This is a genomic window from Burkholderia diffusa (genome assembly GCF_902499115.1).
In the GTDB taxonomy this organism is placed as follows: Bacteria; Pseudomonadota; Gammaproteobacteria; order Burkholderiales; family Burkholderiaceae; genus Burkholderia; species Burkholderia diffusa.
In genome coordinates this window covers 1-13,598 of the sequence record NZ_CABVPN010000046.1, presented here as the reverse complement: position 1 = coordinate 13,598, position 13,598 = coordinate 1, and the positions used below count along the sequence as shown (strand labels likewise).

At 66.3% G+C, this 13,598-nt stretch carries 11 protein-coding genes; 7 read left to right on the top strand and 4 right to left on the bottom strand.

Going from position 1 to position 13,598, the window contains the following annotated elements; all coding sequences use genetic code 11:
• Positions 1-10: 10 nt before the first annotated feature.
• Both BTE28158_RS31075 and BTE28158_RS31070 read right to left on the bottom strand, forming a co-directional pair.
• Positions 11-1,618: a carboxyl transferase domain-containing protein gene (locus BTE28158_RS31075; RefSeq protein ID WP_151050990.1), complete on the bottom strand. Its 1,608-nt coding sequence runs from the start codon at positions 1,616-1,618 to the stop codon at positions 11-13.
• Between the two features lie 31 nt (positions 1,619-1,649).
• A complete protein-coding gene (locus BTE28158_RS31070; protein ID WP_151050988.1) occupies positions 1,650-2,831 on the bottom strand; it encodes an isovaleryl-CoA dehydrogenase in 1,182 nt (393 codons plus the stop codon).
• Between the two features lie 171 nt (positions 2,832-3,002).
• Here BTE28158_RS31070 and BTE28158_RS31065 point away from each other — a divergent pair, with 171 nt between their 5' ends.
• On the top strand, positions 3,003-3,749 hold the full coding sequence (locus tag BTE28158_RS31065) for a TetR/AcrR family transcriptional regulator (RefSeq protein ID WP_124906286.1): 747 nt from the start codon (positions 3,003-3,005) through the stop codon (positions 3,747-3,749).
• Positions 3,750-3,818: 69 nt separating this feature from the next.
• Here the strand turns inward: BTE28158_RS31065 and BTE28158_RS31060 are convergent, their stop codons facing one another.
• Complete coding sequence (locus BTE28158_RS31060) at positions 3,819-4,307, bottom strand: MarR family winged helix-turn-helix transcriptional regulator (RefSeq protein WP_059532660.1); 489 nt, start codon at positions 4,305-4,307, stop codon at positions 3,819-3,821.
• Between the two features lie 198 nt (positions 4,308-4,505).
• Here BTE28158_RS31060 and BTE28158_RS31055 point away from each other — a divergent pair, with 198 nt between their 5' ends.
• The 5 genes from BTE28158_RS31055 (at position 4,506) to BTE28158_RS31035 (ending at position 10,370) form a co-directional block, all read left to right on the top strand.
• Complete coding sequence (locus BTE28158_RS31055; RefSeq protein WP_151050986.1) at positions 4,506-5,585, top strand: aromatic ring-hydroxylating dioxygenase subunit alpha; 1,080 nt, start codon at positions 4,506-4,508, stop codon at positions 5,583-5,585.
• Positions 5,582-6,547, top strand: a complete 966-nt coding sequence (locus BTE28158_RS31050; protein ID WP_151050984.1) for a PDR/VanB family oxidoreductase — start codon at positions 5,582-5,584, stop codon at positions 6,545-6,547. Before BTE28158_RS31055 ends, BTE28158_RS31050 begins: the two co-directional genes overlap by 4 nt.
• Before the next feature lie 48 nt (positions 6,548-6,595).
• A complete protein-coding gene (locus tag BTE28158_RS31045) occupies positions 6,596-7,657 on the top strand; it encodes a Rieske 2Fe-2S domain-containing protein (RefSeq protein ID WP_151050982.1) in 1,062 nt (353 codons plus the stop codon).
• 173 nt (positions 7,658-7,830) lie between these two features.
• A complete protein-coding gene (locus tag BTE28158_RS31040; protein WP_151050981.1) occupies positions 7,831-9,174 on the top strand; it encodes an MFS transporter in 1,344 nt (447 codons plus the stop codon).
• 101 nt (positions 9,175-9,275) lie between these two features.
• Positions 9,276-10,370, top strand: a complete 1,095-nt coding sequence (locus BTE28158_RS31035) for a porin (RefSeq protein WP_151050979.1) — start codon at positions 9,276-9,278, stop codon at positions 10,368-10,370.
• Positions 10,371-10,391: 21 nt separating this feature from the next.
• Here the strand turns inward: BTE28158_RS31035 and BTE28158_RS31030 are convergent, their stop codons facing one another.
• On the bottom strand, positions 10,392-10,838 hold the full coding sequence (locus BTE28158_RS31030; RefSeq protein ID WP_151050977.1) for a hypothetical protein: 447 nt from the start codon (positions 10,836-10,838) through the stop codon (positions 10,392-10,394).
• Positions 10,839-11,259: 421 nt separating this feature from the next.
• Between BTE28158_RS31030 and BTE28158_RS31025 the strand changes: the two genes are divergently transcribed.
• On the top strand, positions 11,260-13,446 hold the full coding sequence (locus BTE28158_RS31025; protein ID WP_151050975.1) for a TonB-dependent siderophore receptor: 2,187 nt from the start codon (positions 11,260-11,262) through the stop codon (positions 13,444-13,446).
• The last annotated feature ends 152 nt before the right edge of the window (positions 13,447-13,598 follow it).

Sequence of the window (13,598 nt, the reverse complement as noted above, 5' to 3'; positions counted from 1 at the left end):
CCCTCGCTCGTTACATCCGGAACACGCCGAAGCGCGTATCGTCGATCGGCGCGTTCATCGACGCGGCAAGGCCGAGGCCCAGCACGTCGCGCGTCTGCGCGGGGTCGATCACACCGTCGTCCCACAGCCGCGCGCTCGCATAATACGGATGGCCCTGGCGCTCGTACTGGTCGCGGATCGGCTGCTTGAACGCCTCTTCTTCGTCGCTCGACCACGAACCGCCCTTCGCCTCGATGCCGTCGCGGCGCACGGTCGCGAGCACCGACGCGGCCTGCTCGCCGCCCATCACCGAGATCCGTGCGTTCGGCCACATCCACAGGAAACGCGGGCCGAATGCGCGGCCGCACATCCCGTAGTTGCCCGCGCCGAACGAGCCGCCAATGATCACCGTGAACTTCGGCACCTTCGCGTTCGACACGGCCGTCACCATCTTCGCGCCATGCCGCGCGATGCCTTCGTTCTCGTACTTGCGGCCGACCATGAAACCCGTGATGTTCTGCAGGAACACGAGCGGAATCTTGCGCTGGCAGCACAGCTCGATGAAATGCGCGCCCTTCACGGCCGATTCGGAAAACAGGATGCCGTTGTTCGCGACGATCCCGACCGGATGGCCCCAGATGTGCGCGAAGCCCGTGACGAGCGTCGTGCCGAAGCGCGCCTTGAATTCGTCGAACTCCGAATCGTCGACGATGCGCGCGATCACCTCGCGCACGTCGAACGGCTTGCGCGTGTCGACCGGAATCACGCCGTACAGGCTCTTCGCGTCGTAGCGCGGCGGCTTCGGTTCGCGCACCGCCACCGGCGACGCGATCTTCGGCGCGAGATGATCGACGATGTTGCGCGCGATCGACAGCGCATGCGCGTCGTTCTGCGCAAGATGGTCGGCCACGCCCGACAGGCGCGTGTGCACGTCGCCGCCGCCGAGATCCTCCGCGCTCACTTCCTCGCCGGTCGCGGCCTTCACGAGCGGCGGGCCGCCGAGAAAAATCGTGCCCTGGTTCTTCACGATGATCGACTCGTCGCTCATCGCCGGCACGTACGCGCCGCCCGCCGTGCACGAGCCCATCACGACCGCGATCTGCGCGATTCCCGCGGCGGACATCGTTGCCTGGTTGAAGAAGATGCGGCCGAAGTGGTCGCGATCGGGAAACACGTCGTCCTGGTTCGGCAGGTTCGCGCCGCCCGAATCGACGAGGTACACGCACGGCAGCCGGTTTTCCGCAGCGATTTCCTGCGCGCGCACGTGCTTCTTGACCGTCATCGGGTAGTAGGTGCCGCCCTTGACCGTCGCGTCGTTGCATACGATCACGCACTCGCGGCCCGCGATCCGGCCGATCCCGGTGATCACGCCCGCACCTGGCGCGTCGTCGTTGTACATGCCGTTCGCCGCGAGCTGCGACAGCTCGAGGAACGGCGCACCCGGATCGAGCAGCTGCGCGATGCGCTCGCGCGGCAGCAGCTTGCCGCGCGACAGGTGCTTGTCGCGCGCGGCCTGGCCGCCGCCTTGCGCGAGCTGTTCGATCTTCGCGCGCAGGTCGGCGACGACCGCCTCCAGCGCCGCGGCGTTCGCGCGGAATTCTTCCGAACGCGGGTTCAGTTTCGATTCGATGATCGGCATCGACGGGGCTCCGTTCGCGTATCGTGGGGCGTTACATCGTTTCCGCGAACAGCTCGCGGCCGATCAGCATGCGGCGGATCTCGCTCGTGCCGGCACCGATCTCGTACAGCTTCGCATCGCGCCACAGACGGCCGACCGGGTATTCGTTGATGTAACCGTTGCCGCCAAGGATCTGGATCGCCTCGCCGGCCATCCACGTGGCCTTCTCGGCCGTGTAGAGGATCACGCCCGCGCAGTCCTTGCGCACCTGGCGAATGTGGTCGCTGCCCGCCGAGTCGAGATGGCGGCCGACCGCATACAGGTACGCGCGGCACGCCTGGAACGTGGTGTACATGTCGGCGACCTTGCCCTGGATCAGCTGGAATTCGCCGATCGACTGGCCGAACTGCTTGCGGTCGTGGATATACGGCACCACCGCGTCGAGACACGCGGCCATGATGCCCGTCGGGCCGCCCGACAGCACCGCGCGTTCGTAGTCGAGGCCGCTCATCAGCACCTTCACGCCGCCGTTGAGCTGACCGAGGATATTCTCCTCCGGCACCTCGACGTCCTGGAACACGAGTTCGCCCGTGTGCGATCCGCGCATGCCGAGCTTGTCGAGCTTCTGCGCGACCGAGAAGCCCTTCATCCCCTTCTCGACGATGAACGCGGTGATGCCGCGCGGGCCGGCGTCGATGTCCGTCTTCGCGTAGACGACGAGCGTGTCGCAGTCGGGGCCGTTGGTGATCCACATCTTCGTGCCGTTGAGCACGTAGCGGTCGCCGCGCTTGTCCGCGCGCAGCTTCATGCTGACGACGTCGGAACCCGCGTTCGGCTCGCTCATCGCGAGCGCGCCGATGTGTTCGCCCGACACGAGCTTCGGCAGATATTTCTGCTTCTGCGCCTCGGTGCCGTTGCGGTGGATCTGGTTCACGCACAGGTTCGAGTGCGCGCCGTACGACAGGCCGATCGACGCCGAGGCGCGCGAGATCTCTTCCATCGCGACCATGTGCGCGGTGTAGCCCATGTTCGCGCCGCCGTATTCCTCGGCGACCGTCATGCCGAGCACGCCGAGATCGCCGAACTTCTTCCACAGCTCCATCGGAAACTGGTCGGTGCGGTCGACTTCCGCCGCGCGCGGCGTGATTTCCTTGGCCGCGAACGTCGCGACGGCGTCGCGCAGCATCTCGATGTCTTCACCGAGCATGAATTGCACACCGGGCAGGTTGATCATGTCTCCTCCGTCTCCAGAAAGTGGGTCGCACGCGCCGATTTCTGAGTGTCGCTCAAATCGGATCAATGCATCGATTCATTAAGCCAATACAGCGTAAATTTTGCACAGTTTCGCGCCTCGTCCGGCTTGGCGTCAATAGTTTTTTGAGTGACACTCAGATATCATTGCAGCATGACAGCCGCTACCGCCGACACCATGACCGCCACCGCCAAAGCCGACCACCCCGAGCCGTCGCGCGCACCTGCCGGGCGCAAGTCCCAGCAGCGCGTGCAGGACATCCTGCGCGCCGGTCGTGAAGTGTTCGCCGAAAAGGGTTACGAGCATGCGACGGCCGCCGAGATCGCGCAGCGCGTCGGCGTATCGGAGGCGACGGTGTTCAGCTACTTCCGCGGCAAGCGCGAGCTGTGCGCGCGCGTGATTGCCGACTGGTATGACGAAATCATTGCCGCGTTCGAACTCGGGATGCCGCAGGAAGCGTCGGTGCAGCAGCAGTTCGCGTTCATCGTGCGCACGCACCTGCGGCTGATGCTGGTGAACGGCACCGGGCTGTGCGCGCTGGTGCTGTCGGAGGGGCGGGCGAAGCAGCATGCGTTGAGCGACGAGCTCACCGCGCTGCAGCGCCGCTACACGGCGCCGCTGATGGACGTACTCGCGCGCGGCCAGGCGGCCGGGCAGGTACGCGGCGACATGCCGCTGAGCCTGCTGCGCTCGATGGTGTTCGGGCCGATCGAGCACGTACTATGGGATGCGATCCTCGGGCACCGCAAGCTCGATACGGAAACGACGGCCACCCAGCTCGTCGACATGCTTTGGGCCGCCGTGCAGCCGCCCGCGCCGGAACAAGCGGCGCTCGTGCGCTTCAGGAACGAAGTCGCGGAAGCGGTGCGGCGGCTGGAAGGGGAAGCGTCACGCCCATAATGCAGGCAGGCGGCGCGAAGCTGCTGCCGCCTTGCCGCATCTGCTCTTCCATCGCGCGGAAATCAGCCGCTACGACTCCTCGCCGACCCGCAGCGGCGCACGGCTCTGCTCGTTGTTCAAATGAACGAACTTGCGCAACAGGCGCATCAGTTCCCGCGAATCGTCCTCCCCCATGCCGTCGAACAGGCCGGCGCGCAGCTCCTGCACCGACGGAATCAGGTGCGTGAGCAGCTCGACACCCGCCGGCGTCAGCAACAAGCGCCGCTGACGCCGCGGTAACACTTCGCGAACGATCAATCCTTTCGCTTCGAGCCGGACCGCGAGGTCCGCGGTCGTCGACGTATCGAGCGCCACTCGCTGCGCGAGCGTCACCTGATCGAGCCCCGGACACTCGTAGAGCATCCGCAGGACCGCGTACTGCACCGGCGTCACGTCCCGGCCAAGCTTCTCGTAGAACATCGCAACCGCGATCTGGTGCGCGCGCCGGATCAGGTGCCCGGGTTCGTCGTACAGGTCGAGCGGGAAAGCGGGCGCGTCGGCGGGATTCGTTTTTTCCATGAATGAGTCGATGACATAGGCGGCGCACGCTGTTGCGTGCGCCGACGGCATGGCGCTGCGTCGCGCCATTTCCCGGGAAAACCAGTATACCGCTCGCCTTGCCCTGACCAACATCAATAAGTACACTGAATCTCATTCAGTACACGGAATGAAGAATTGCCGCGCACCGGCGGCACCGCCCTGAAGGAGACGAAGAACGTGTTTCTCAAGAACGCTTGGTATGTCGCGTGCACGCCCGATGAAATCGACGGCAAGCCGCTGGGCCGCAAGATCTGCAATGAGTCGATGGTGTTCTACCGCGCGGCGGACGGCCGGATCGCCGCGCTCGAAGACTTCTGCCCGCACCGCGGCGCGCCGCTGTCGCTGGGATTCGTGCGCGACGGCGTGCTCGTGTGCGGCTATCACGGGCTGGAAATGGGCTGCAACGGCAAGACGGCCGGCATGCCGGGCCAGCGCGTCGGCGGCTTTCCGCCGATCCGCAGCTTTCCGGTGGTCGAGCGGTATGGATTCGTCTGGGTATGGCCCGGCGATGCGTCCGCGGCCGATCCCGACAAGCTGCCCGCGCTCCAGTGGGCCGAAGATCCTGCCTGGGCATACGGCGGCGGCCTGTATCACATCCGTTGCGACTACCGGCTGATGATCGACAACCTGATGGACCTCACGCACGAGACCTACGTGCATGCGACGAGCATCGGCCAGAAGGAAATCGACGAAGCGCCGCCGAAGACGACCGCCAACGGCGACGAAGTCGTCACGAGCCGCTTCATGGAGAACGTGATGCCGCCGCCGTTCTGGCGGATGGCGCTGCGCGGCAACGGGCTGGCCGATGACGTGGCGGTCGACCGCTGGCAGATCTGCCGCTTCACGCCGCCGAGCCACGTGATGATCGAAGTGGGCGTCGCGCACGCAGGCCACGGAGGCTACGACGCGCCGGCCGAGCTGAAAGCGTCGTCGATCGTGGTCGACTTCATCACGCCGGAGACGGACACGTCGATCTGGTATTTCTGGGGGATGGCGCGCAACTTCCGGCCCGACGATCACGCGTTGACCACCGAGATCCGCGACGGCCAGGGCAAGATCTTCGCCGAGGATCTCGAGATGCTCGAGCGCCAGCAACTCAACCTCGAGCAGTGGCCGGACCGCAAGCTGCTCAAGCTCAACATCGACGCCGGCGGCGTGCTGTCGCGCAAGGTGATCGAGCGGCTGCTCGCCGACGAAAGCGCATCGAGTCCGCAGCGGCCCGTGATTCCGGTCGCGCAGATCAAGGAGGCGTCATGAGCGCCGCGACGCTGACGGTCCGGGTGGCCCGCAAGTGGCAGGAAGCGCGCGACATCTGCGGTTTCGAATTCGTCAGCGACGACGGGTCGCCCCTGCCGCGCTTCGACGCCGGCGCGCATATCGACGTGTATTTGCCGGGCGGGCTCGTGCGCCAGTACTCGCTGTGCAACCACCCCGAACACGGCGATCGATACCAGATCGCGGTGCTGCGCGATGCCGAGGGTCGCGGCGGGTCGCGCACCATTCACGATGACGTCCGGCAAGGCGATACCGTACGGATCGGCATGCCGCGCAATCAGTTTCCGCTCGCGCCCGACGCGCCGCACCACCTGTTGCTCGCGGGCGGGATCGGCGTCACGCCGATTCTCTGCATGGCAGAACGGCTGTTCGCGTCCGGCACGCCCTTCGACATGCACTACTGCGCGCGTTCGACCGATCGCATGGCCTTTGTCGAGCGGATCAAAGCAGCCGGGTTCCGCGACCGCGCCCGCTTCCACGTCGACGACGGCGACCCCGCGCAACGCCTCGACCTGCCCGCCGTACTCGCCGCAGCGCCTGACGGCACGCACCTGTACGTATGCGGCCCGCGCGGCTTCATGGACGCGGTGCTGAACGCCGCGCGCGAGCGCAACTGGGCCGACGAGCGGCTGCATTACGAGTTCTTCGGCGGCGCGGTTGCGTCGTCCGGCGCGGATCGCGCGTTCCAGGTCCGCATCGCGAGCAACGGCAAGGTGATCGACGTGCCGGCCGAATGCACGGTCATCGCCGCGCTGGCAGCCAACGGCATCGATGTGCTCACGTCGTGCGAGCAAGGTGTATGCGGCACCTGCGTGACGCGCGTGCTCGAAGGCGAGCCCGACCATCGCGATTCGTATCTGACGGAAGCTGAACAAGCGGCCGGCGACCAGTTCATGCCGTGCTGCTCGCGATCGCGAAGCGATCTGCTGGTACTCGACCTGTAGACGGACCGCCCGACACGAGGCGGCCAATCACAATACTGGAGACGATCAATGGAGCAGCCTGCCCGGCCCCCCATCAACACAACGCGATTCCCGGTCGACCGATGGTGGGTCGCCGCGCTGTCGTCCGAACTGACGGACAAACCCGTCGCCCGCACGCTGCTCGGCCGCCCGGTCGTGCTGTTCCGGTTGCCGTCCGGGGAAGTCGGTGCGCTGGAAGATCGCTGCTGCCACAAGTCGCTGCCGCTGTCGTGCGGCTCGCTCGAAGCGCGCGGCCTGCGCTGCGGCTATCACGGCCTGCTGTTCGACCGCGACGGCACCTGCGTGGAGATTCCCGGGCAGGACCGGATTCCGGCAAAGGCGTGCGTGCCGTCATATCCGGTGCGGGAACAGGACGCGATCGTATGGATCTGGATCGGCGCCGACGCGCACGCCCAACCAACCTGCGCGCCGCCGCGCTATGCGTTCCACACGGATCCGCAATACCGGTTCGGCGGCGGCAACTACCATTACGACGCACCGTATCAGCTGATTCACGACAACCTGATGGATCTGAGCCACCTCGGCTATGTCCACCTGAAAACGATCGGCGGCAACGCGCCGCTGCACATGGGCGCGGAAACCCGCGTCAGCAGCGACGGCGACACGGTGACGCTGGTCCGCCGGATGCCGGATTCCGACCCGCCGCCGACCTACACGGCCGCATGGCCGTTCGCGGGCCGGGTCGATCGCTGGCAGGAAATCGAATTCCACGTGTCGCATATCCGGATCTGGACCGGCGCGATGGACGCCGGCACCGGCGACCTGCTCGATCCCGCGCGCGGTGGCTTTCACATGCGCGGCTTCCACGGCATCACGCCAGAGACGGACACCACGACGCACTATTTCTGGACCGTCGCGACCAATCCGCAATACGACGTCGAACGCGTCGCGCAAACGGTCATCGAGCAATCCGCGGCGACGTTCGATGAAGACAAGACCGTGATCGAAGCGCAATACCGGAATCAGCTTCGATTTCCGGACTGCCGCCAGATCGACATTCACGTCGACGCGGGCCCCAATCGCGCGCGGCGCGTGATCCAGCGGCTGCTGCAACAACCCGAACTCGCGTAACCGTCGCGCCGGCGCGACGGTTACGCGAACGACGCCTGACGGTCGCGGCAGGCATTCACCGCGGTTGGCAGACAGCACACGCATTCGCGTTCGCATTCGCCCCGCTCGCCAAAACCGGCTTCGATTTTTTCCAATTCGATTAGTCATACTATTTTTTATGAAGGGTCTTTGACGTGAGTGCAAATATCCGCAATACGATCGACGCATCACCGATGAGCACGTTCCAGACGATGGCGGTCACGGCCTGCGTCGTGCTGAACATGCTCGATGGCTTCGACGTGCTGGCCATCGCGTTTGCCGCGCCGCACCTGGCCGCCGAGTGGAAACTGAGCGGCAAGGAAATCGGCCTGCTGCTGAGCGCGGGGCTCGCCGGCATGGGGATCGGCTCGGTGCTGATCGCGCCGCTCGCCGATCGCATCGGCCGCCGCCGCATCATCCTGTTCTGCCTCGCCGTCATCTCGACCGGGATGCTCGCCTGCGCGGCCACGCACAGCACGCTGCAACTCGCGATCGCACGTGCGTACACGGGGCTCGGCATCGGCGGCATGCTGGCGAGCCTGACCGTCATCAGCGGCGAATACGCATCGAACAAATGGCGCAGCGCCGCGATCGGCATGCAGTCGACCGGTTACGCGATCGGCGCCACCGCCGGCGGGGTCATCGCCGGCTACCTGCTGTCGACGTGGGGATGGCGCAGCGTGTTCGCGTTCGGCGGCATCCTGACCTTGACGGCGATCCCGATGGTGCTCGCACTGCTGCCGGAATCGCTCGACTTCCTGCTGGCACGGCGTCCGGACGACGCGCTGCAGAAAATCAACCGCATCCTCGCGAGAATGAAGCGCGCGCCGATCGACGCGCTGCCGGCCGTGACCGCGTCCATCGACACGACGAACCCCGCGTCGAGCTGGACGGCCGTGCTGCGCGCGCCGCTCACGCGCCGCACGATCGCGCTGTGGATCGCGTTCTTTCTCGTGATGGGCAGCTTTTATTTCGTCGTCAGCTGGACGCCGAAGCTGCTGGTCCAGGCCGGGCTGTCGGCATCGCAGGGCGTGACCGGTGGCGTGCTGCTCAACCTCGGCGGCATCGCGGGCGCGTCGCTCTTCAGTTTGCTGTCCACCCGGTTCGGCCTGCGCAACCTGCTTGGCGCGACGCTGTTGCTGGGCGGCGCGCTGATGGTCGTGTTCGGCATGAACACCGGCTCGCTCGGTATCGGGATGACCGTCGGGGTGTTCCTCGGCGCCGTGATCAATGCGTGCGTGGCCGGCATGTATGCGTTGTCGCCGACGCCCTATCCCGCCGAGATCCGTACGACCGGCATCGGTCTCGCGGTCGGCATCGGCCGACTCGGCGCGATCCTGTCGCCGATGACGGTCGGCGCGCTGCTGGACGACGGCTGGTCCGTGTCCCATCTCTATCTCGCGTTCCTCGTGCCGATGGCCGGCGCGGCGATCGCCGTCGCCGTGGCGGGCGGGCGCGCCGCGGCACCGCACCGGCAGCGCGACCCGGCGATCTCGTAACGCGCGACGCCCGCAGTCCTGCCGATATACCCGTCGGCATTCCGGACATTTCCGGGCCTGAAAAATCGATAAGTATATCTACATACTGTTTGGAGACAACCATGAAAACGAAACTGGGCGTCGTATTCGCGACGGCGATGGCGCTGGCCGGACCGGCCTGTGCGCAAAGCAGCGTCACGCTGTACGGGATCATCGATACCGGCGTGTCCTACTACAACAATGCGGCACACGGCGGGACGTTCACCGGGATGCCGACGCTGACCGGCGAAGTGCCGTCACGCTGGGGCCTGCGAGGCACCGAGGATCTCGGCGGCGGCTACCAGGCGTTCTTCGTGCTCGAAAACGGCTTCCAGCCCGGCACCGGTGCGCTGAACTACGGCGGGCGTCTGTTCGGGCGGCAGGCGAACGTGGGCGTGAACAGTCCCTTCGGCGCGCTGACCCTCGGCCGCCAGATGAACATGTCGATGATCGTGCTGACCAATGCCGACGTGATCGGCCCGTCGATTCATTCGATGGCGGATTTCGACTCGTATCTGCCGAACGCCCGCAGCGACAATGCGATCGGCTACAAGGGCACGTTCCACGGCGTGACGCTCGGCGCGACCTACAGCTTCGGCCGCGACGCGGCCGGGCCGGCGGGACCGTCCGCGACGGGCTGCGGGGGACAGGTGCCCGGCGACATCGTAGCCTGCCGCCAATACACGGCGATGCTCGCCTATGACGCGAGCAATTTCGGGGTCGCCGCATCGCACGACGTGATGCGCGGCGGCGGCGGCGCGCTCGCGCCGCTGAACAATCCGGCGTACACCGACACGCGCGACATCGTCGCCGCCTACGTGAAGATCGGCCCCGCGAAACTCGGCGCCGGCTGGATCCGCCGCAACCTCGCGGCGGCCGCACACCTGCAGGCCGACATCGTGTTCGCCGGCGGCACGTACTACGCGACACCCTACCTCGCGCTCGACCTGCAAGGCGTGCGCTACCTGCAACGCCGCGAAAACGGCGAAGGCGGCACGAACGCCACGCTCTTCGTCGGCCGGGCGAACTATTTCCTGTCGAAGCGGACGACCGTCTATACGTCGGTGGGCTATATGTTCAACAGCACGCTGGCCGCGAACGCGGTCGCCGCCGGCGGGACGGTCGGCACCGGGATGAATCAGCTCGGCGTGATGGCCGGCATCCAGCAGAAGTTCTGATCGCCGGACATCGCCCGTCGATCAATCGGCGAGCCGGCAATGCGAAAGCTTCAATCCGGGCAGCACCGGCGCGTCGATATAGCCTTCGTTCTCGCAACTGAAGCGGAAATTCGCGGACGCCGTGAACGGCTTGATCTCGCCGCCGGGGAATTTCGGTTTCAGCGCGGCCTGGTCGGCCACGTCGAAATGCGTATCGAACTGTTCGCCGTCGGTCGTCAACGCACCGAAGTACGTGCCGCCCGGGTCGCTGCCCATCCGGATCACGGCGCCGACGAACGCGAGGCGCTTGCCGTCGTATTTCGTCTTCGCGGCGGCCATGTCCTGCGTATAGGCCTCGATCACGGTGCCGTAGTGCGCGTCGATCGCGGGCTCGGCGGCCGGCGCGGCGCAGGCGGCCTGGTACACGCCCGCCAGCAGCGCGCATGCGGCCAACGCGGCCGTCATGAACGGCGCGGAAATCTTCTTCATGGGTGGTCTCCCGTCAAGCGTAGTGGTTGAAGTCGTTGACCGAGGCGCGGCGCCGGCTGCCCGGCACCACCCCGGACGATCGTGCCGCCGTTGCTTTATTCGTTCGAATCGCGGAACGCGGCTGCGGTCACTTCACCACCCGCATGGTCGACGGCGGTGCAAAACATCGCGCTGCACGCGACGTGACAGGAAGATGGCATGGTGCGGCCCCCGGCTCTCATTGAATTTCACTGCGTCTGATTTTGGCCGCTACGGTAGCAGACGGCCGAAGGCCCGGCAATCGCGATGCACGGTCCATATCGGCCTCGTTACAATTGCAAACGATTCTCATTACGTATATCATGCGCGTCCTGCCTCGGCGAATCAGTGAAGCGCCGCGGCCCGCGCCTTCATTCTTAGCACTCCGTCCATTCATCGATTCATGCCATCCCGTCGACCGCCCCGCCGCGCGCGGACCTTGCGTCCGTGGCGCGCGAGCCTGCCTGCCCTGATCACCCTTTGCGTCGCAAGCGGCGCGCATGCGGATGCCGAACCTGCCGCCACGGCCTCGCCGGCCGCGCCCTCGCGCTCGTCGACGCCCGCGCCGCCTGAACGCGAACTGCCGACGATCAGCGTCAGCGCATCGGCGGCCACCGATCCGACCGTCGGCTACCAGCCGCGCACCAGCAGCGTCGCCGGCGGCAACGATCGTCCGCTCAAGGAGATTCCGCAATCAGTTGCCGTGGTCAGCAGCAGCGTGATGCAGGACCAGCAGGCGCGTTCGCTCGACGACGTGCTCGGCAACATCAGCGGCGTGACGCAGACCAACACGCTCGGCGGCACGCGCGACGCGTTCATCAAGCGCGGCTTCGGCTCGAACAACGACGGCTCCGTGCTCGTCGACGGCGTGCGCACGCCGGTGCTGCACAGCTACCTCGCGACGATCGACCGCGTCGAAGTGCTGAAGGGCCCCGCTTCGCTGCTGTACGGGATGCAGGACCCGGGCGGCGTGATCAACCTCGTCACGCGCAAGCCGGAAGAAGCATTCGGCGGCTCGCTCTCGGCCTCGCGCACGAGCCACGGCGGCAGCGGCGCGCAGTTCGACCTGACCGGCCCGCTCGGCAAGCCGGGCCAGGTCGCGGGCGGCACGCTCGCGTTCCGGCTCACCGGCGAGTACGACACGAGCCGCTATTGGCGCAGCTTCGGCCGCCAACGCAATGCGCTGATCGCGCCCGCGCTGTCGTGGCACGACGCGAACACGTCGATCGACGTCAGCTACCAGTACGTCGACTACACGATGCCGTTCGATCGCGGCACCGTGCTCGTGAACGGCCGCCCCGACGATGCGCTGCGCTATCGCCGCTACGAGGAAGCGTGGGCGCAAAGCAGCGGGATCCAGGAAACGCTGCGCGCGCGCATCGAGCACCGCTTCTCCGACGCATGGCGCGTGCGCGCGACCTACGGCTGGGGCCGCGACCGCTACGATCAATACATCACCCGCGCGACCGCCTTCAACAGCACGACCGGCGCGCTATCGCGCACGTCCGACGCGAACCTCGGGCGCAACGACTCCGACCAGATCGCGACGCTCGGCCTGCTCGGCAACCTGACGCTCGCGGGAATGAACCACGCGCTCTACATTGGAGGCGAATACGAGCGGCAGCGCAGCTTCCGCGGCGACACGATCCGCGGCACCGCGACCAGGGGCTTCAATCTCTACGATCCCGTCTACGGTCTACTCGCGCCCGGCGGCACGGTGAGCACGAAGCAGAGCGATTCGCTTTCGAAGGTCCATACGTACTCGATGATCGTGCAGGACTCCGTGAAGATCACCGACCGGCTCACCGCGGTCGGCGGGTTGCGCTGGGAGGACTGGCAGCAGGAATCGGGAATGGGGCGGCCGTTCGTGTTCGCCGACCGCTCGCACGGCAACGTGTGGCTGCCGCAGTTCGGGCTCGCCTATGCGCTCACGCCGTCGCTGACCGCGTATGCGAACGTGAGCCGCTCGTTCAAGCCGAACGTCGCGTCGAACGTGGCTGCGCCGCTCGCGCCGGAATTCGGCCGCGTGCTGGAAGCCGGCCTGAAGTTCAACCTGAAGCCCGGCATCACCGGCACGCTCGCGGCCTATCAGATCGACAAGCGCAACGTCGCGGTCACGGTCGGCGACATCACGTCGACCATCGGCACCGCGCGCTCGCGCGGGATCGAACTCGACGTCGCGGGGCAGCTCACGCGCCATCTGAGCCTGATCGGCAGCTACGCGTACACGAACGCGAACGACCGCGACAGCAACACGCCGCTCGTCAACGTCGCGCGCCACACCGGCAGCCTGTTCGCGGTGTACGACACGGCGATCGCGAACCTGCCCGGACGCTGGCGCTTCGGCGGCGGCGCGCGGCTCGTCGGCGCACGGCCCGGCGACACCGCGAACAGCTTCACGCTGCCCGGCTACGTGACCGTCGATGCTTTCGCGGCCTATGAAACGACGATCGGCAAGTTCCCGACACGCATCCAGCTCAACGTGAAGAACCTGCTCGACAAGACCTACTATCCGTCGAGCAACAGCAATCTGATCGTCGCGGTCGGCGAGCCGCGGCTCGTCACGCTGACGACGACGGTGTCGTTCTGAGGTTCTGATGTCCTGATGTGTGCGTGGGCTGGCAGGCAAACAGCGGCCCACGCTCAAAATTGCAACCATCGGGTATGCGCTGAAATGAATTTTGTACAGTTAGCCGCCCATCTAAACGGCTTTTCAGATCGATCCTATATTCAAATCGCGAG